This window comes from Streptomyces sp. NPDC005202, assembly GCF_040608235.1.
Classification (GTDB): domain Bacteria; phylum Actinomycetota; class Actinomycetes; order Streptomycetales; family Streptomycetaceae; genus Streptomyces.
Map to the genome: position 1 here is coordinate 43640 of NZ_JBEXHW010000029.1, position 17190 is coordinate 60829.

At 71.8% G+C, this 17190-nt stretch carries 15 protein-coding genes and 1 pseudogene; 9 read left to right on the plus strand and 7 right to left on the minus strand.

Features of this window, described 5'->3' with window-relative positions; translation table 11 throughout:
- Positions 1–79: 79 nt before the first annotated feature.
- Positions 80–613 carry a MarR family transcriptional regulator gene (locus ABZV31_RS29940; protein ID WP_355899891.1) on the minus strand — a complete coding sequence of 178 codons (534 nt, stop codon included), beginning with the start codon at positions 611–613 and terminating at the stop codon, positions 80–82.
- Positions 614–720: 107 nt separating this feature from the next.
- Here ABZV31_RS29940 and ABZV31_RS29945 point away from each other — a divergent pair, with 107 nt between their 5' ends.
- The gene (locus ABZV31_RS29945) at positions 721–1512 is read left to right on the plus strand and encodes a class III extradiol ring-cleavage dioxygenase (protein WP_355899893.1); all 792 of its coding nucleotides are present in this window, start codon (positions 721–723) and stop codon (positions 1510–1512) included.
- A gap of 446 nt (positions 1513–1958) precedes the next feature.
- Positions 1959–2957 carry a sigma-70 family RNA polymerase sigma factor gene (locus ABZV31_RS29950; protein WP_355899895.1) on the plus strand — a complete coding sequence of 333 codons (999 nt, stop codon included), beginning with the start codon at positions 1959–1961 and terminating at the stop codon, positions 2955–2957.
- A 295-nt stretch (positions 2958–3252) separates the two neighbouring features.
- Here ABZV31_RS29950 and ABZV31_RS29955 read toward each other — a convergent pair.
- Positions 3253–3327, minus strand: a pseudogene (locus ABZV31_RS29955) (IS5/IS1182 family transposase); the annotation flags it as partial.
- Between the two features lie 360 nt (positions 3328–3687).
- On the opposite strand from ABZV31_RS29955, the gene ABZV31_RS29960 reads away from it, so the two are divergent.
- A complete protein-coding gene (locus ABZV31_RS29960) occupies positions 3688–4293 on the plus strand; it encodes a TetR family transcriptional regulator (RefSeq protein ID WP_355899962.1) in 606 nt (201 codons plus the stop codon).
- Positions 4294–4496: 203 nt separating this feature from the next.
- Here the strand turns inward: ABZV31_RS29960 and ABZV31_RS29965 are convergent, their stop codons facing one another.
- Entirely contained in the window at positions 4497–5462 is a 966-nt protein-coding gene (locus tag ABZV31_RS29965; protein WP_355899897.1) for a YafY family protein, read from the minus strand.
- A 320-nt stretch (positions 5463–5782) separates the two neighbouring features.
- Between ABZV31_RS29965 and ABZV31_RS29970 the strand changes: the two genes are divergently transcribed.
- From ABZV31_RS29970 to ABZV31_RS29990, 5 genes are all read left to right on the plus strand, one after another.
- Positions 5783–7219, plus strand: coding sequence for an MFS transporter (locus ABZV31_RS29970; RefSeq protein ID WP_355899964.1), 1437 nt, complete (start codon positions 5783–5785; stop codon positions 7217–7219).
- A gap of 239 nt (positions 7220–7458) precedes the next feature.
- Positions 7459–8220, plus strand: coding sequence for a DeoR/GlpR family DNA-binding transcription regulator (locus ABZV31_RS29975; RefSeq protein WP_355899899.1), 762 nt, complete (start codon positions 7459–7461; stop codon positions 8218–8220).
- Positions 8217–9164: a 1-phosphofructokinase gene (gene pfkB / locus ABZV31_RS29980; protein WP_355899901.1), complete on the plus strand. Its 948-nt coding sequence runs from the start codon at positions 8217–8219 to the stop codon at positions 9162–9164. The genes ABZV31_RS29975 and pfkB overlap by 4 nt, the downstream gene beginning before the upstream one ends.
- A 217-nt stretch (positions 9165–9381) precedes the next feature.
- Positions 9382–11577 (plus strand): fructose-specific PTS transporter subunit EIIC, encoded by a 2196-nt coding sequence (locus ABZV31_RS29985; protein ID WP_355899902.1) that lies wholly within the window; start codon positions 9382–9384, stop codon positions 11575–11577.
- A 104-nt stretch (positions 11578–11681) separates the two neighbouring features.
- A complete protein-coding gene (locus ABZV31_RS29990) occupies positions 11682–11936 on the plus strand; it encodes a hypothetical protein (protein ID WP_355899904.1) in 255 nt (84 codons plus the stop codon).
- A 70-nt stretch (positions 11937–12006) separates the two neighbouring features.
- On the opposite strand, the gene ABZV31_RS29995 is transcribed toward ABZV31_RS29990, so the two are convergent.
- The 4 genes from ABZV31_RS29995 to ABZV31_RS30010 all read right to left on the minus strand — a co-directional run bounded on the left by ABZV31_RS29995 (position 12007) and on the right by ABZV31_RS30010 (position 16939).
- The gene (locus tag ABZV31_RS29995; RefSeq protein ID WP_355899905.1) at positions 12007–12756 is read right to left on the minus strand and encodes a DUF6227 family protein; all 750 of its coding nucleotides are present in this window, start codon (positions 12754–12756) and stop codon (positions 12007–12009) included.
- 176 nt (positions 12757–12932) lie between these two features.
- Positions 12933–14132, minus strand: coding sequence for an Ig-like domain-containing protein (locus ABZV31_RS30000; RefSeq protein WP_355899907.1), 1200 nt, complete (start codon positions 14130–14132; stop codon positions 12933–12935).
- Positions 14133–14451: 319 nt separating this feature from the next.
- Positions 14452–15480 carry a P1 family peptidase gene (locus ABZV31_RS30005; RefSeq protein ID WP_355899909.1) on the minus strand — a complete coding sequence of 343 codons (1029 nt, stop codon included), beginning with the start codon at positions 15478–15480 and terminating at the stop codon, positions 14452–14454.
- Positions 15481–15700: 220 nt separating this feature from the next.
- Entirely contained in the window at positions 15701–16939 is a 1239-nt protein-coding gene (locus tag ABZV31_RS30010; protein WP_355899911.1) for a low temperature requirement protein A, read from the minus strand.
- Positions 16940–17013: 74 nt separating this feature from the next.
- On the opposite strand from ABZV31_RS30010, the gene ABZV31_RS30015 reads away from it, so the two are divergent.
- Complete coding sequence (locus tag ABZV31_RS30015) at positions 17014–17184, plus strand: hypothetical protein (protein WP_355899913.1); 171 nt, start codon at positions 17014–17016, stop codon at positions 17182–17184.
- Positions 17185–17190 lie beyond the last annotated feature (6 nt).

The following is a 17190-nucleotide window of genomic DNA, read 5'->3' on the forward strand; positions in this document are numbered from 1 at the left end:
CTTCGGGCCACCGCGTACGTCCAGGAGGGGCGGGAACGCCCTACGGATGTACGCCCCCAGGACCTGCCCCGGCTCCCGCTCAGCGGAGCCAGGGCAGGTCCGCGCCTGCTTCGTTCGGCTGGAGTCCCTCGGCGACCATCTGCATGATCTCGCCGAGGGACTTCTGCTGTTCGGGGGTGAGCCGGTCGAACAGCGCCTGGCGTACGGCGGCCACATGACCGGGCGCGGTGCGCCGCAGCACGTCGTAGCCCTGGTCGGTCAGCACCGCGAACTGGCCCCGCTTGTCGGAGGGACAGTCCTCGCGGCGGACCCAGCCGTTCTTCTCCAGGCGAGCGATCGCGTGCGAGAGGCGGGAGCGGGTGATCTTGGCGTTCATGGCCAGTTCGGTCATCCGCAGCCGGCGGCGCGGGGCCTCGGCGAGCTGGACGAGGAGGCCGTAGTAGATGTGGGGCATGCCCGCGTCGCGCTGCAGCTGACGGTCGAGGTGGTCCTCGAGGAGGGTGGTGGCGTGCAGGTAGGAGCGCCAGACGCGCTGCTCCTCGGCGGTGAGCCAGCGGTGGGCCTCGGCGGGAGCGGAGTGGGGTGCGGATGCGGGTGCGGGTGCCGTGTTCATGCATTCCACTGTACGAGCCTGCTCCTTGAATATTAAACAAAACGGACGTACTCTCGTGAGGACAAAGCTTTAGAGTTCAAGCAATAGATCCGCAGGGAGTCGCCGCCATGTCCGCCGCCACCCAGGAGCGCATGCCCACCCTCTACCTCAGCCACGGCGCCCCGCCGCTCGCCGACGATCCCGTCTGGCCCGGCGAACTCGCCGCCTGGTCCGCCGCCCTGCCCCGCCCCAGGGCGATCCTCATGGTCTCCGCCCACTGGGAGGAGGCCCCGCTCGCCCTGGGCGCCACCGAGACAGTCCCCCTCGTCTACGACTTCTGGGGCTTCCCGGAGCACTACTACCAGGTGAAGTACGCCGCCCCCGGTGCCCCCGAACTCGCCGCGAGCGTACGGAAGTTGCTGCGCGCCCCGGGCATGCCGGTGCAGGACATCCCCGACCGCGGCCTCGACCACGGTGCCTATGTCCCGCTCGTCGAGATGTTCCCCGCCGCCGACATCCCCGTCCTGCAGATCTCCATGCCGACCCTGGACCCGGTGAAGCTCATGGAGATCGGCCGCAGGCTGGCGCCGCTGCGCGACGAGGGCGTGCTGATCGTCGGCTCCGGCTTCTTCACTCACAACCTGGCCGCCCTGCGCCACGCCGGCCAGGGGGTGCCGAGTTGGTCGTCGGAGTTCGACGACTGGGGCCGGCGCGCCCTGGAGGCCCGCGACTGGGACGCGCTGCTGGACTTCCTGAACAAGGCCCCGGCCGGCCGGTACGCCCACCCGCGCACCGAGCACTTCGCCCCGCTGTTCGTGACCATGGGTGCGGCGGAGGCCGGCGGCGAGCTGGACGCGCAGAAGTCCGTGATCGAGGGCTTCTGGATGGGAATGGCGAAGCGGTCGCTGCAGTTCGGCTGAGACGTGCGCGCGCGGGATGCGTAAGACCTGGGTGTGGAGAGTCTGGGAATCTCCTGAGAGTCCGGGTTTGCGGCAACCTTCCGCCGGTACGCCCCGTCATTGAGGGTGGGAGATCGGCCGAGGGCGACGCTCTCCCGCGGTGGGGACGGCGGTGTCGAGTGTGACGGGCGTCTCATGTACGGAGTGGTCGCGGGGGACCGTGAGGACCTGTGGGGGCTCTCGACTCCCGCCCTGACCTGCGACTCCGTAGGTGTCGACGGCAACGCACGGCGACCTGCGGCGCCACAGGGTACTGCATGATCAGAAAAATTGGGGGGCGGGTTGGGAATTCTGTCCGGATTCCAGTCGTTGTTTCCGTCGGACGCGGGGCACCCGAGGAGAGTCCCGAGGAGAGTGCCAAGCGTCCCAAGGACCGCCCGCTGACCCACCATCGCAAGGGAGCACGCATGGCAACCCGTGCCGTCGCCCGTCGTCAGTCCGCCAACGGCGAGACGGTCGACGTGGCAAGCAGTGTTCGCGCCCATGACGGCGAGATCGCCGATCGCGACCTGGTCGGCATGTACCTCGACGAGATCGCGCGTACACCGCTGCTCGACGCCGCCAAGGAGGTCGAGCTGTCCCAGATCATCGAGGCGGGTGTGTTCGCTCGGCAGATCCTCGACGGGTTCGAGGAGTCCAGGACGGACGCCACCCGCGAGGAGCTCGAAAGCCTGGTCGCCGAGGGAGAGCGGGCCAAGGACGTCTTCATCCGCTCCAACCTCCGCCTGGTCGTCGCCGTCGCCCGGCGCTACCCGCGCAGCGGCCTGCCCCTGCTCGACCTGATCCAGGAGGGCAACGCCGGCCTGGTGCGCGCGGTGGAGAAGTTCGACTACCGCAAGGGCTTCAAGTTCTCGACGTACGCCACCTGGTGGATCCGCCAGGCGATCACGCGGTCGATAGCCGACCAGTCCCGCACGATCCGCCTGCCCGTCCACCTTGTGGAGGAGCTGGGCCGCATCCGCCGCGTCCAGCGAGAGTTCAACCGGGAGCACGGACGGGAACCGGAGCCCGTGGAGATCGCCGCCGAGCTCGGCTCGACGCCGGAGCGCATCTCGGACGTCCTCGACTGGGCGCGCGACCCGGTCTCGCTGAACATGCCGGTGGACGACGAGGGCGAGACCCAGTTCGGCGACCTCCTGGAGGACACCTCCGCGGTGTCGCCCGAGCAGTCGGTGCTGACGCTGCTGCGCAGCGAGGAGCTCGACGACCTGATCAGCCGCCTCGACCAGCGCACGGCCTCCATCATCAAGATGCGGTACGGCATCGAGGACGGCCGCGAGCGCACGCTGACCGAGGTCGGTAAGGAGCACGGTCTGACGCGCGAGCGCATCCGCCAGATCGAGAAGCACGCACTGCTGGAACTGAAGAAGCTGGCCCGCGACACCGGCTTCGACGCGGCGGCGTGACGCGACCGCGTACGCCCGGTGGCGAAAGCCCGCGCAAACATGGCGATGTACCGCCGCTTCAATCGACGGGGCCCTGGGAACAAACCTTCAGGGCCCAGGAGTTCGACTCCGGGGCCATGTCCCCCGAGACTCCTTGAACCACGTCCCGACGCAATCCCCCCGGCGCCGGGACTCTCCCCGAGCCGGGCTTCGGCGCCTTTCCCCCGAGCGCCGGAGCCCGGCTCCGCTTTGCCTGCGTTCCTTTTTGCCTGCCCTCCGCGTTGCTTGCGCTCCGCGTTGCTTGCGCTCCGCGTGGGTGGGCGGTGGCCAGTCCGATGCCGAACCCGGCCGCGAGCTGTGCGAACGTGTGGCCGCAGCGCAGATGGGCCACTGCCGCCGGATCGGGACCCGGTGGCGACGGTTGACCTGCGGCCGCCAGGCGCTGATGAGCCTGATGTCGGCGGTCCGGCCGGGCAGCGCGCGGGGTTTGCTTGCGCTCCGCGTTGCTTGCGCTCCGCGCTCCGCGTTGCTTGCGCTCCGCGCTCCGCGTTGCTTGCGCTCCGCGTTGCTTGCGCTCCGCGCAGGCACGTGGAGAAGGCGGGGCACCCCGGACCTGAACCCCGGGGTGGCCCGCCAGATGGCAGATTGTGCCACAGAGGCATAGCCTGCCGATGTGAGCAGCTCCACCCCCGCCCGTAAGCAAACCCCCTCGACGACCTCCCTGACCGAGCGCCGCAAGGCCGCCACCCGCATGGAGATCGCCCGCGCGGCGGCCCGCCTCTTCGTCACCCAGGGCCTGCGCGCCACCCGCGCCGAGGACATCGCCCAGGCCGCCGGCATCGCCCCACGCACCTTCTACCGCTACTTCGCCACCAAGGAGGAGGCGGTCTCCCCCCTCTACACGGCGGGCGCCCAACGCTGGACGGAAGCGGTCCGCGCGGCCCCCGCCGACCTCCCCGTGCCCCAGGCCCTGGAGCACGCGGTACGCCACACCCTGACCCCCGGCCCCGGCGTCTCGGCGGCGTCCTGGGAGTGGGCCCGCACCTTGATCCGCCTGGCGGACACGAGTCCGGCAGTGCGCAAGGTGTGGGCGGGGGTGTGCCAGGCGTCGGAGCGGACGCTGGCGGAGGTGCTGGCAACTCGGGCCACGCAACGTGACGACAACGTTGCCGACGCGCCCCCCATCACCCCGGAACTCCGCTTCGCCGCCGCCGTGGCGAGTGCCGCAATCCGGGTGGCCGTCGAGGCCTGGGCAACCTCGGACGCCCAAGCCGACGGCCCCGACGGCCCAGCCGCACTCGCCCTGCGCAACCTCGCAGCCCTGCGGGACTTCACCTGGCAGACCGGGCCGGGCTGACAGCCGGCCGGGCCCCGATGATCCCCGCGGCCGCCGAGGGGGCACGCAGCCCGGTGCCGACGACGTGCCGCCCGCGCCTCCCTCGCCGCCCCTGGGGCTGCTCCAGGTCGGCCCGACCCACCGCGCACCCAAAGGCGCACCGGCCCAACCGCCGGAGGCAACCCACCCCCACGGCCACCCGGCACGCCCCCGTGGGCGCAGGCTCACCCGCCGGCGGCCCGCGTCAGCCGTGCGCCCAACTCCCTTGCGCACTCCACGAGTTCCTGCGGTTCCTCCACCGTGAACTCGCACCCCAGCATCGCCAGCCGGACCGCCAGCCACTGCACGGGGTCGCCGGTGGTCGCATGCAGGCGGCAGCCACGGCTGCCGAGCGGTTCGGGAGCGCCGAGCCACGCCGGCAACCGCCCCCCGACCACCTCGGCGGACTCCGCGAACGTCACCGTGAACGCGTACGTCTCCTGCCGCCGGTACACCGACTGCCGCAGATACTCCGCCGCACTCCCCGTCGGCAGTTCCCGCGGAGCGAACCGCGCCCCGGTCGCACACGGCTCGCTCACCCGGTCGACCCGAAACGTCCTCCAGTCCGCGCGGTCGAGGTCGTACGCCACGAGATACCAGCGCCGCCCGGTCGACACCAGCCGATACGGCTCGGTCAGGCGCCGCGTCTCGGTCCCGTCCCCGGCGCGGTACGAGAACCGCAACCGCTCCCGCGCCGCCACGGTGGACGCCATGACGGTCAGCGTCTCGGGCGCGATGCTCGCCCCGTCTCCACTGGTCAGCGGCGTCGTCGCGGCCTGAAGCGTGGAGACGCGGTGCCGCAGCCGGGACGGCAGCACCTGCTCCAGTTTCGCCAGGGCCCGCACGGACGCCTCGTCCAGCCCCTCGACCGCGTGCCCCGCCCCCGCACGCAGCCCGACCGCGATCGCCACCGCCTCCTCGTCGTCGAGCACGAGCGGCGGCATCGCCTTCCCCGCGACCAGCCGATAACCCCCGTCGGCCCCCTTGGTCGCCTGCACCGGATAGCCCAGCTCCCGCAACCGGTCGATGTCCCGCCGCACGGTACGACGGGACACCCCGAGCCGCTCGGCGAGCTCACCTCCGGGCCATTCGCGGGGCGTCTGCAGGAGGGAGAGGAGCTGAAGGAGCCGGGCCGGAGTGTCCGTCGTCATGAATCCGAGGATGCCGCAGAACTAGGACATGATCCGACCTAATGGGCTCCTAGCTTGAAGACATGACCTCCACCGAGACCGAGACCACGCCAACCCTCACCGCTGATCCGGCCGCAGCCGCCGCCGCTGATCCGGCCGCAGCCGAGGCTGCTCAGCGGGCCCCGGCCGAGGCTGCTCAGCGGGCCCCGGCCGAGGCTGCTCAGCGGGCCCCGGCCGAGGCTGCTCAGCGGGCCCCGGCCGAGGCTGCTCAGTGGGCCCCGGCCGAGGCTGCTCAGCCCGCCGCAGGCGACCGTCGCCGCTGGTTCGCCCTCGCCATCGTGATGACCGCGGCCTTCATGGACCTCGTGGACGTCACGATCGTCAACATCGCGATCCCCTCCATTCAGCGGGACGCCGGCGCGTCCTTCAGCCAGATCCAGTGGATCACCGCCGGTTACGCCCTCGCCTTCGCCGCCGGGCTGATCACCGGTGGACGTCTCGGCGACATCCACGGCCGCAAGCGGCTGTTCCTCGTCGGCATCGGAGGCTTCACGCTCGCCTCCGCCCTGTGCGGCTTCGCCGCCAACCCGGAGATGCTGGTCGCCTCCCGGATCCTGCAGGGCGGCATGGCGGCGATGATGGTCCCGCAGGTGCTGTCGATCGTGCACGCCACCTTTCCGGCGCACGAACGCGGCAAGGTCTTCGGCCTGTTCGGCGCGATCGTCGGCCTGGGCGCGGTCTCCGGCCCGCTGCTCGGCGCGCTGCTCACCGAATGGAACCTGTTCGGCCTCGAATGGCGCCCGATCTTCCTGATCAACCTCCCGGTCGGCATCGCGGCCTTCTTCCTCGGCAGCCGCTTCATCACCGAGTCCAAGGCCCCGCGGGCGCTGAAGCTGGACCTCGTGGGGGTCGCCCTCGTCACGCTGGGTCTGCTGATGCTGCTGTATCCGCTGACCCGGGGCCGGGAGCTGGGCTGGCCGCTGTGGGGCCATGCGTCGATGGCGGGCGCGCTCGTGGTCTTCGCGGCGCTGGTGGCGTACGAGAAGCGGAAGGCGGCCCGGGACGGGTCCCCGCTGGTCGAGCTGTCGTTGTTCCGGGTGAAGAGCTTCGCGGCGGGCATCGCCGTACAGACGGTCTTCGGCGTCGCGCTCGGCGTCTTCTTCCTCGTCTGGACGCTGTACATGCAGGTCGGGCTGGGCTGGAGCCCGCTGCGGGCGGGGCTGACCGGCGTCCCGTTCTCGATCGCGGTCTCCACGGCGGCCGGAATGTCCGTGCAGAAGCTGGTCCCGCGCTTCGGCCGCAAGGTGCTCCAGGCGGGCGCGCTGGTGATGGCGGCCGGCGTCCTGCTCTACATCTGGGAGTCCGAGCGGTACGGCCTCCGCATCGCCTCCTGGCAGATGGCGCTCCCGCTGGTCGTCATGGGCGCCGGCATGGGCCTGATCGTCGCCCCGCTGACGGACGCGGTGCTGTCGGAGGTGCCGCGCGAGCACTCGGGTTCGGCGTCGGGCCTGATCAACACCGTGCAGCAGATGGGCAACGCGCTGGGACTCGGCCTGGTGTCGGTGGTGTTCTTCGGCGTGATCGGCGACCGGCTGACTCCGGCCGAGGTGGGCCCGGCCTTCGTGCACGCCTTCCAGCACGCGCTGGGCTGGGTGGCCGCGGTGATGGGCCTGGTCTTCGTCCTGATGTCCGCCCTGCCGAAGCGGTCGGCGCAGCACGTGGAGGGCGCCGAGGACCAGTTCCCGGCCAAGGAGCGGGAACGCGAACTCGTGGCCTGAGCGCGAGCCGTCGAAGGGTCCGGTACCGGTCGAGGTGCCGGGCCCTTCGCCGTATCCGGGTCCATCCGGGTACTCGATGGTCGATGGCGGTCCGAGTGCCGTGCCGTCCCCGGACACCTCGGAGGTGACGGAAAGTCCGTTCATGCCCGATTGAAGTCCGAACCTGTTTACTTTCCAGAAATCCGGGCGTAGTCTCGAGTGAAACCACAAGTTCGGGCATCAGTCGGAGGCGAACGGACATGTACGCACCGGAGCGACAGCAGGAGATCCTCCGGCTCGCCCGTGACGGCGGCCGGGTGGACGTCGTGTCGCTCGCCGAGGAGTTCCAGGTGACGGCGGAGACGATCCGCCGGGACCTCAAGGCCCTCGACCGCGCCGGCCTGGTGCGCCGGGTGCACGGTGGTGCCATCCCGGTCGGCCGCCTCGACTTCGAGCCGGACCTCGCCGAGCGCGAGTCGACGGCCGCCGACGAGAAGGACCGCATCGCGAAGGCGGCCCTCGCGGAGCTGCCGGGCGAGGGCACGATGATCCTCGACGCCGGTTCGACGGTCGCCCGCCTGGCCGCCGCCCTGCCGCTGGAGGCGTCGCTCACCGTCGTCACGCACAGCCTGCCCATCGCGGCCCGCCTCGCGGACCACCCGGGCATGCAGCTCCACCTCGTCGGCGGCCGCGTACGGCACCGTACCCGCGCCGCCGTGGACGCCTGGGCACTGCGTGCCTACGGCGAGATCCGCGCCGACGTGCTGTTCGTCGCCGCCAACGGCTTCTCCGCCGAGCACGGTCTGACCACCCCCGACCTCGCCGAGGCCGCGGTGAAGCGCGCGGCGATCGCCGCCGCCCGCCGCGTGGTGCTGCTCGCCGACTCCACCAAGCACGGCCAGGAGCACTTCGCCCGCTTCGGCGGCCTGAGCGACGTGGACCTGCTGATCACCGACAGCGGGTTGAGCCCCGAAGACGCCGCCGCCATCGAGCGCGGCGGCACGGAAGTAGTGCGCGCATGATCCTCACCGTCACCCCCAACCCGTCCCTGGACCGCACCTACGAGGTCCCGTCGCTCGACCGTGGCGAGGTCATCCGGGCCACCGGCGAACGCATGGACCCGGGCGGCAAGGGCGTGAACGTCTCGCGCGCCGTCGCCGCCGCCGGGCGGCGCACGGTCGCCGTGCTGCCCCTGGGCGGTGCGCCGGGGGCGCTCGTCGCCGACCTGCTCGACGCGCAGGGCATCGAGGTCGCGCCGGTCCCGGTCGCCGGGGCCACCCGCTCGAACATCGCCCTCGCGGAGGCGGACGGCGTCCTGACCAAGATCAACGCGCCGGGCCCCGAACTCTCCGCGGGGGAGCAGGAGTTGCTCCTGGAGACCGTGCGGCGGCAGTCGCGCGACGCCGACTGGATCGCCTGCTGCGGCAGCCTCCCGCGGGGCCTGGCTCCGTCCTGGTACGCCGACCTGGTCGCGCGGGCGCACGCCGCGGGCGTACGCATCGCGCTGGACACCTCGGGGCCCGCGCTGCTGGAGGCGCTCCGCGAGGGCCCTGACGTGGTGAAGCCGAACGCCGAGGAGCTCGCCGAAGCCGTCGGGCGCCCCCTGGTGACGGTGGGCGACGCGGTGAAGGCGGCCGAGGAGCTGCGCGAGCGGGGCGCGCACGCCGTGCTCGCGAGCCTGGGCGCCGACGGGCAACTGCTGGTGGACGGCGCGGGCGCCTGGTTCGGCAGCGCGCACGTCGACGTCGTCCGCAGCAACGTCGGCGCGGGCGACTCCTCCCTCGCCGGCTTCCTGATCGCCGGCGGCAGCGGCCCGGAGGCTCTCGCCTCCGCCGTCGCGCACGGTGCAGCCGCCGTCCAGCTGCCGGGCAGCGTGATGCCGACGCCCGACGACCTGGACCCGGCAGCGGTGACGGTCACGGCCGAGGTGCCGGCCAACCGCGTGTTGAAGGAGCCGGTGTCATGACCGTTCGTGTTCGTACGACGTCTCACCGGGCGTTTCCCGAACCGGCGCCGAGGTTCCTCCAACCGGCCCGGAGGTGGCGAGGCCCCTCGTTACCCGCCACCTGTGGCCACGCCCCCCACACCCCCCGCACCCCCACACCCCCGCACCCCCACAGCACCCCCGTCCCCACTCCCGCCCACCCCACTCCCCGGGCGATACGCGTGCGAAGGAGCCCGCGATGAGCGACATGATCACCGCGGACCTGGTCGATCTCGACCTGTCCGCCGATACCAAGGAAGCGGCGGCGCGCGCCCTCGCCGAACGCATGGTGGCCCTGGGCCGGGTGACCGACCTGGAGGGCTTCCTCGCCGACGTGGCCGCACGTGAGGCGCAGATGCCGACCGGCCTCGACGGCGGCATCGGCATCCCGCACTGCCGCAGCGAGCACGTCACCGAGCCGACGCTCGCCTTCGGCCGCAGCGCCGCCGGCATCGACTTCGGCGCCGCGGACGGCCCTGCCGACCTGATCTTCCTGATCGCCGCGCCGGCCGGCGCCGACGACGCCCACCTGACGATCCTGTCGTCGCTGGCCCGGCAGCTGATGAACGCCGAGTTCACCTCCGCGCTGCGGTCGGTGGACGACGCGGCGGCCGCGGCCGCGCTGATCCGCGGGGACGAGGCCCCGGCGGCCGAGGGTGCCAAGGGTGCCGAGGGTGCCCAGGTGGCCGAGGGTGCCAAGGGCGCGTCGGGCGCCGCTGCCGGCGCGAAGGCGTCCGCGGGCGCCTCAGAAGACACCGCTGCGGCGTCGGGGGCGGCCTCCGCCGACGCCGCAGCGGGCAGCGCGGCCCCGGCGCCGGGCGCGACCGTCGCGGACGGGTCCGCCCCGGCGCCGGGCGCCCCGTCCGGTGCGTCCGGTGCGTCCGGCGAGCGTCCGTTCCGGATCGTCGTCGTCACCTCCTGCCCGACCGGCATCGCCCACACCTACATGGCGGCCGAGTCGCTGGAGAACGCGGGCCGTGAGGCGGGCGTCGAGGTCGCCGTCGAAACGCAGGGCTCGGCGGGCTACACCCGGCTCGACCCGGCCGTGATCGCGGCGGCGGACGGCGTGATCTTCGCGCACGACGTCCCCGTACGCGACAAGGACCGCTTCGCCGGGAAGCCGACCGTCGACGTCGGCGTGAAGGCGGGCATCAACCGCCCCGGCGAACTGATCGCCGAGGTGCGTCAGAAGGCCGCGCGCGGCGAGGTGACCGCGGCGGCGGCTCCCGGTGGCACGCCGGTCGAGCGGGCCGGCGACGCGGGCGAGGGCTACGGCACCAAGCTGCGCAAGTGGCTGATGTCCGGCGTCAGTTACATGGTCCCGTTCGTCGCGGCGGGCGGTCTGCTGATCGCCCTCGGCTTCGCGATCGGCGGCTACAAGATCAACAAGGCGCCGTCGGTCATGGACCACTTCATCTGGACCCAGGCCGACAGCTGGGCCGCGCTGCTCTTCCAGATCGGCGTGGTGTCCTTCGGCTTCCTGGTCCCGGTCCTGGCCGGCTACATCGCCTACGGCATGGCGGACCGCCCCGGCCTCGTGCCCGGCTTCGTCGGCGGCTCGATCGCCCTCACCATCAACGCGGGCTTCCTCGGCGGCCTGGTGGCCGGTCTGCTCGCCGGTGGTGTGGTGATGGCGATCCAGAAGGTGCAGATCCCCGCGGCGGTGCGCGGCATCATGCCGGTGGTGGTGATCCCGCTGATCGCCTCGGCGGTCGTCGGGTTCCTGATGTTCGTGGTGGTCGGCAAACCCATCGCCTCCGCGCAGAAGGGCCTGACCGACTGGCTCAACGGCCTCACCGGCACCAACGCCGTCCTGCTCGGCGCCCTGCTCGGCCTGATGATGTGCTTCGACCTCGGCGGCCCGGTCAACAAGGTCGCGTACACCTTCGCCACGGCCGGCATCGCGGTGTCCAACCCGAGCGACTCCGCGATGAAGATCATGGCCGCGGTGATGGCGGCGGGCATGGTCCCGCCGCTGGCGATGGCCCTGGCCACGACGGTCCGCGGCAAGCTGTTCACGCGGACCGAGCGCGAGAACGGCAAGGCCGCCTGGGTGCTGGGCGCCTCGTTCATCTCCGAGGGCGCGATCCCGTTCGCGGCGGCCGACCCGCTGCGCGTCATCCCGTCCTCGATGGTGGGCGGCGCGGTCACCGGTGCCCTGTCGATGGCCTTCGGCGCCACCCTGCGCGCCCCGCACGGCGGCATCTTCGTGGTCCCGCTGATCGGCAACCCGTTCCTCTACCTGATCGCCATCGCGTCGGGCGTCTGCGTGACGACGGCTCTGGTGGTCGCCCTCAAGGCCCTGCGCAAGCCGGCAACGGATGCGGCGGCCCAGGGGACGGGCGAGGGCCCGCAGGCCCCGACGGCGGACACGAAGCAGCCGGTGGCGGCGTGAGCGGCGCCTCGTCCCTTTAGAGTGCTGTGAGTTGTTCACGGCACCTGCGAGAGACATCACGGTCCGGGACTTTTGTCCCGGACCGTGATGTCGTACCGGAGAACATGCCCGAGCATGTCCCGACTCTCATGTGGATAGGCGTGGCCGTCCCCGCCGTGCTGACCGTTGCCTCCATGATCGTTCTGGCCCGCATCCGGCACCGTAGTCGGCTCGAGACCGCTCAGTGGCACCCCACCCCCGCCCTCCCGGCGCTCCCGACCCAGCCTTTGTCCGGCCCGCGACGGGAGTCGGTGGAGCTGACCCCGGCGGAGAGGGACGCGTTCGCGGGCCTGGTACGGCAGCTGAGCGACGGTCGGTAGGCCTACAGGGCGCAACAGGCCCACAGGGAGGCTCACAGGGCGCAACAGGCCCTCAGGGCGCAACAGTCTTTCAGGAGACCTGCGCCGCCCTGCGCTCCATCGCGTCCCGGGCCGCGTCCTCCGTCGTGTACACCTCGCACATGTGGCGTCCGTCCGGTGTCGCTGTGTGCTCGACCTCCCAGAGGGAGATCTCCATGCCGTCGCAGAGCAGGAACGCGTGCTCGTAGAGCGAGAAGCACAGCCCCGGGGCGCGGCCCGCGCGGCAGGGGCGGCCGAAGGCCTGGGTGATCTGGTGGGCGGACGCCGTCGCCAGCAGGGAGGCGACGTCCGTGCCCGGCCGGTCCGGGTTCTCCGCCCGCCGCAGTAGCCGGCGCGCGTGGTCGGCCGAGTCGTCCGGTACGTACGCGTGCCGTGCCTCGGGGATCGTCGAGAGCTGCACCATCACCGGCGGTTCGAAGTCCGGCGCGTCCGGCGGGAGCGGCAGCCGGGCGGTGGCGGCGCGCAGCTCCTCCTCGTCGACGTACACCTCGTGCTGCGGCTCGCTGCCGGGCGTGGTGTTGTGGACGAGCTCCCAGAGGGTGAGCGCCGTGCCGTCGGCCAGCAGCCACGTGTGCCGGTACGTCTCGCGGTGCAGCCCCGCGCTGTGGTGCGCGGAGTGCAGCGAACCGTCGTACGCCAGCGCGCAGTCGAGCTGCCGTATCGTCTCGTCGGGCAGCTCGAAGGAGTTCAGGGCGCGGCCGAGGAGCCGCGCGAGATGCTCTTCCGGAGACTCGGGCGACTCGCGTGGTTCGTACGCTGCCGTCTCGTACGGAACGCTCAAGGTTTCTCCCGGCGTTGCTGCATGTCACCTTGTGGGTGCATACCGTAGCCCCTCGGTCGGACATCATGTCCGGGAACCGAGAAAACGTACGCCGGAAAAACGGCCGGGCCGCGCGAGAAGTTCCCGCGCGGCCCGGCGATCCGTCAAAAACTGCTGTTCATAGTCTTCTTGCGGGATCAGACGGCGCTTCCGGCGATCCATTCGCTCCATGGCATGTTCCAGCCGTTGAGCCCGTTGTCCGGCGCGACGGTCTTGTCGGGGGAGTGCTTGACGATCACGACATCCCCGACGAGCGAGTTGTCGTAGAACCACTTGGCGGTGGTGTCGCCCTGCGCGCCCTGCACGTCCGCGAGCCCGACGCAGCCGTGGCTCGTGCCCTCACGGCCGAAGGGCGGATTGCCCTTGTTGTACCAGTAGTTGCCGTGGATGAAGGTGCCGGACGAGGTCAGGCGCATCGCGTGCGGCACGTCCGCGATGTCGTACTCGCCGCCGAAGCCGACCGTCGAGCCGTTCATGCGGGTCTGCACGAACTTCTCGGCGATCACCATCTGCCCGTTGTACGTGGTGTGCTGCGGGCTGCCCGCCGAGATCGGCACCGTCTTGAGGGTCTGGCCGTCCCGTACGACCGTCATGGTCTGCGTGTTGACGTCGACCGTGGAGACCTGCGAGCGGCCGACGGTGAAGGTCACGGTCCTCTTCTGCACGCCGTAGACGCCGTTCGCGCCCTGGACGCCGTCGAGGTCGATCTTCATCGTGACCTTGGAGCCGGCCTTCCAGTACTCCTCGGGCCGGAAGTCGAGCCGCTGCGGGCCGAACCAGTGGCCGACCACCTTCTGCCCGCTGCTGGAGGTGACCGTGATGTGCGACTGCACGGTCTTCCTGTCGCTGATCGCCTTGTCGAAGGTGAAGGACACCGGCATGCCGACGCCCACCGTCGAGCCGTTGTCCGGCGTGTACGTGCCGATGAAGCTGTTCGCCGAGGTGACGGTCGTGAAGATGGAGTTGGCGGCGGCAGTGCGCCCGCCCGCGTCCTTGGCGGTCGCCGAGATCTGGTACTTCGTCCCGCGCTCCAACTGCTCCTTCAGCTTCCAGCTGGTGCCGTCCGCCGAGATCGAACCCGGTACGGCCTGTCCCGACCCCGCCACGGTCATCTTCACCTCGGTCAGCCTGCCGTCGCTGACCTTCACGCCGGTCGCGTTGATGGACGCGCTCGTCGAACCGTCCTTGGCCGAGATGACGATCTTCGCCGTTGACGTCCTGGCGGCCTCCTTGCCGTCGTTGGCGTTGCCGCCGCATCCGGTGAGGGTGAGGGCGCCGACCATCAGGGCGGCACAGGCCCCCAGTGCGCGCCGCGCTGCTATGTCCGGCGTTGTCACGGGCTGCTCCAGGTTCGTGTGATGTGCGTGATCCGTTGCAGTGCGTCGGTAAAGAGGGAGCCACCGGCCGCCGAGGTTCCCTACCGCCGGGCTCAACGCCATCACGTGACAGAACCGGGACAATCGCAGGCCGCGCGAGACGTGCGGGCGAGTGACATGGGGGCGCGAGGCATGTGGGCGCGTGGCATGTGGGCGCGTGGCATGGGGGCGCGAGACGTGCGGGCGCGTGGCATGCGGGCGAGGGTGTCCGCCCCAACTCCGGGGTGCGGAGCGCCGTATGGAGGAAGCGGGTCCCTTCGGCCGCCCGCCTGCCCCGCCGTTATCGCCTCCCGTACAACTCCTCGTACGCCGGCCACGTCCCGCCCGGCCCGTCCACCGACTCGGCGGCGCGCACGGCACGTACGATCGCGCGGGTCACCACGTCCGCGCCCGACGAGAGGATGTCGTTGAGGGCGAGAGGATGGTCGGCGTCGAGCGGGCGCGCCCCGGTGGCCAGCGCGAACACCGTGTCCCCGTCGTTGAGCAGGTGCACCGGCCGTACGGCGCGCGCGATGCCGTCGTGTGCAGTCCCGGCCAGCTTCTGCGCCTGCGCCTTGGACAGGTCCGCATCGGTGGCGACCACCGCGAGCGTGGTGTTCAGCGGGGGCGGCGCGTTCTTCGCGGCGGACTCGGCGAGCCGCCGGCGCGCGGCCTCATGGACCCGTACGTCGGGACGGTCCACCCGCCCCTGGAACAACTCCCCGTACAGCACCCCCGTTTCCGGATCCAGCACCGATCCCACCGCGTTGGCCACTACCAGCGCCGCCACCGTGATCCCCGACCCGAGCACCGTGCTCGCGGTGCCGACCCCGCCTTTGAGCGGCCCCACGGCCGCTCCCGTCCCGGCGCCCACGCACCCCTCCCGCACGCGCGCGCCGAGCTCGCTCGCCGCGGCGGCCTCGACCGCGGCGCGCCCGGTGGCCGCGTCCGGCCGGGCCCGGAAGTCGCCGCCCCGCCCCAGGTCGAAGACGCAGGCGGCGGGCACGACCGGCACGACGTGCGAGGGGTCCGTCCCGACGGGCACCCCGCGGCCCCGCTCCTCCAGCCAGGCCATCACCCCGGAGGCCGCGTCCAGCCCGTACGCGCTGCCGCCGGTCAGCACGATCGCCTCGACCTTCCGCACCAGGTTCCGAGGGTCGAGGGCGTCGGTCTCCTTGGTGCCGGGACCGCCCCCGCGCACGTCCACGGCGGCGACGGCGCCGCCCTCAGGCGCGAGCACGACCGTGGTGCCGGTGAGCCACCCGCCGCCCGTGCGCGTCGCATGCCCCACCCGCACACCGGCGACGTCCGTCAAAGCGTCAACTGTCATGGGATTCAGTCTCCCCGGGGCAGAACGTCTTGCCGAGTGGGACGTGGACCGTTCGCCGTGGCCGGGCGCCACGGAGTGGGACGTGGATCGGCCGCCGTGCCGGGCGCTGCCGAGTGGGACGTGGACCGTCCGCCGTGGCCGGGCGCCACGGAGTGGGACGACGCGGACCGGCCGCCGTGCCCGGACGCTGCCGAGTGGGACATGGACCGGCCGCTTCCGGTCACGCGGCCGATGCCGTCGCCCGTTCCTCGCGCTCCCGGGCGGCCCTGCGCGCGGTCAGCGTCACCCCCGTCGCCACCGCCAGCGCCGAGACGAGGCCCGCCGCGAGGACCGCCCACTCGCCCAGGAAGGTGCAGCAGATCACCAGCAGGGCGGCGGTGGGCAGCACCAGTTGCTGGGCGAAGCCGACCTTGAAGTGCCGTGAGTGCAGCGCCCAGACGGTGATCAGGTACAGCACCGTGGGCAGGGTCACGGCGGCTGAGGCGGCCAGGGTGGACAGGTGCGTCTTGCCGACGGCCTGCTCGACCGCCACCTCCAGCCCCGCGCCGATCGCCGCGGCCGAGGCCAAGATCAGGTAGTGGCCGTAGCCCCACGGGAACGACTGCCAGTTGGAGCGCAGGTGCCCGTGGATCGGCACGACGAAGTAGATCCACCAGGCGGAGAAGACGATCAGCAGACCACCCGCCGCGATCGGCAGCAGTTCGCTCAGCGCGTCGTGCTCGTCCACGCCCGACTTCACGGCGATCGTCGCCGCGGCGATCGTCTCGCCGAGCACGATGATGGTGAACAGCCCGTACCGCTCCGCGATGTGGTGCGGGTGCCACGTCGTTGCGTGGTCCTTCTCCGCGTACAGCGGCACGCACAGTTCCGCGATCGCCATGACCAGGAACACCCACGGCCGGGCGGGCTCCGGCAGGAGCACCAGCCCCAGCCAGCCGACCTGGCACAACAGCACGCCGCCCGCGTACCGCTGCGCCGTGCGCCTCTCCGGGCCCTCGGCCGATCGCGCAGCCCGCAGCCACTGTGCGGCCATCGCCAGCCGCATGATCAGGTAGCCGAGCCACACCACGAAGAAGTCGTGGTCCTCGAACGCCCGGGACACCCCGGCGGCCAGCACCAGGACGCCGGCGATCTGCACCAGGGTGACGACCCGGTAGAGCAGGTCGTCGTTGTCGTACGCCGAGGCGAACCAGGCGAAGTTCATCCAGGCCCACCAGATGGCGAAGAACAGCATCGCGTAGTTCGGGATGCCGTGGCCCGGGTGTCCCTCGGCCACGGCGTGCACCAGCTCCACGCCCGCCTGTGCGACGGCCACGACGAAGCACAGGTCGAAGAAGAGCTCGAGCGGTGTGGCGACCCGGTGCGCCTCGTCGCGCCCGCGTGCGGTCAGCGGGCGCAGCGGCCGGCGGGTCCGGGACGGGCCCGCGGAGCGGGGTCTCGGGTCGGAACTGGACGTCATGGCTCCCAGCACAGCAGAAAGCCGTCGGAAATTCCTGGGACGGCCTCGCCGGCGACGGCCCGTACCCTGGAGACATGAGTACCGCCCCCGAGCCGCGCGACCCAAAGAACCCGCTGATCTTCGACGATCCGCTGAACCAGCAGTCCTCGGACGACACCGACCGCGGGTGGGGTGAGCGGACGGACGGCGACAGCGCCTCCGACCTGAAGCGCTTCCTCGACGAGAGGCCGCCGCACCACCTCTGAACCCGG

Excerpts from the sequence above, each read along its gene's own strand:
- ABZV31_RS29970 (WP_355899964.1), top strand. The coding sequence starts at position 5,783 with ATGACCGCGGCCTTCATGGACCTCGTGGACGTCACGATCGTCAACATC.
- pfkB (WP_355899901.1), top strand. The coding sequence starts at position 8,217 with ATGATCCTCACCGTCACCCCCAACCCGTCCCTGGACCGCACCTACGAG.
- ABZV31_RS29960 (WP_355899962.1), top strand. The coding sequence starts at position 3,688 with ATGGAGATCGCCCGCGCGGCGGCCCGCCTCTTCGTCACCCAGGGCCTG.
- ABZV31_RS30010 (WP_355899911.1), bottom strand. The coding sequence starts at position 16,939 with ATGACGTCCAGTTCCGACCCGAGACCCCGCTCCGCGGGCCCGTCCCGG.
- ABZV31_RS29950 (WP_355899895.1), top strand. The coding sequence starts at position 1,959 with ATGGCAACCCGTGCCGTCGCCCGTCGTCAGTCCGCCAACGGCGAGACG.
- ABZV31_RS30015 (WP_355899913.1), top strand. The coding sequence starts at position 17,014 with ATGAGTACCGCCCCCGAGCCGCGCGACCCAAAGAACCCGCTGATCTTC.
- ABZV31_RS29985 (WP_355899902.1), top strand. The coding sequence starts at position 9,382 with ATGAGCGACATGATCACCGCGGACCTGGTCGATCTCGACCTGTCCGCC.
- ABZV31_RS29965 (WP_355899897.1), bottom strand. The coding sequence starts at position 5,462 with ATGACGACGGACACTCCGGCCCGGCTCCTTCAGCTCCTCTCCCTCCTG.
- ABZV31_RS29940 (WP_355899891.1), bottom strand. The coding sequence starts at position 613 with ATGAACACGGCACCCGCACCCGCATCCGCACCCCACTCCGCTCCCGCC.
- ABZV31_RS29975 (WP_355899899.1), top strand. The coding sequence starts at position 7,459 with ATGTACGCACCGGAGCGACAGCAGGAGATCCTCCGGCTCGCCCGTGAC.
- ABZV31_RS30005 (WP_355899909.1), bottom strand. The coding sequence starts at position 15,480 with ATGACAGTTGACGCTTTGACGGACGTCGCCGGTGTGCGGGTGGGGCAT.
- ABZV31_RS29945 (WP_355899893.1), top strand. The coding sequence starts at position 721 with ATGTCCGCCGCCACCCAGGAGCGCATGCCCACCCTCTACCTCAGCCAC.
- ABZV31_RS29990 (WP_355899904.1), top strand. The coding sequence starts at position 11,682 with ATGCCCGAGCATGTCCCGACTCTCATGTGGATAGGCGTGGCCGTCCCC.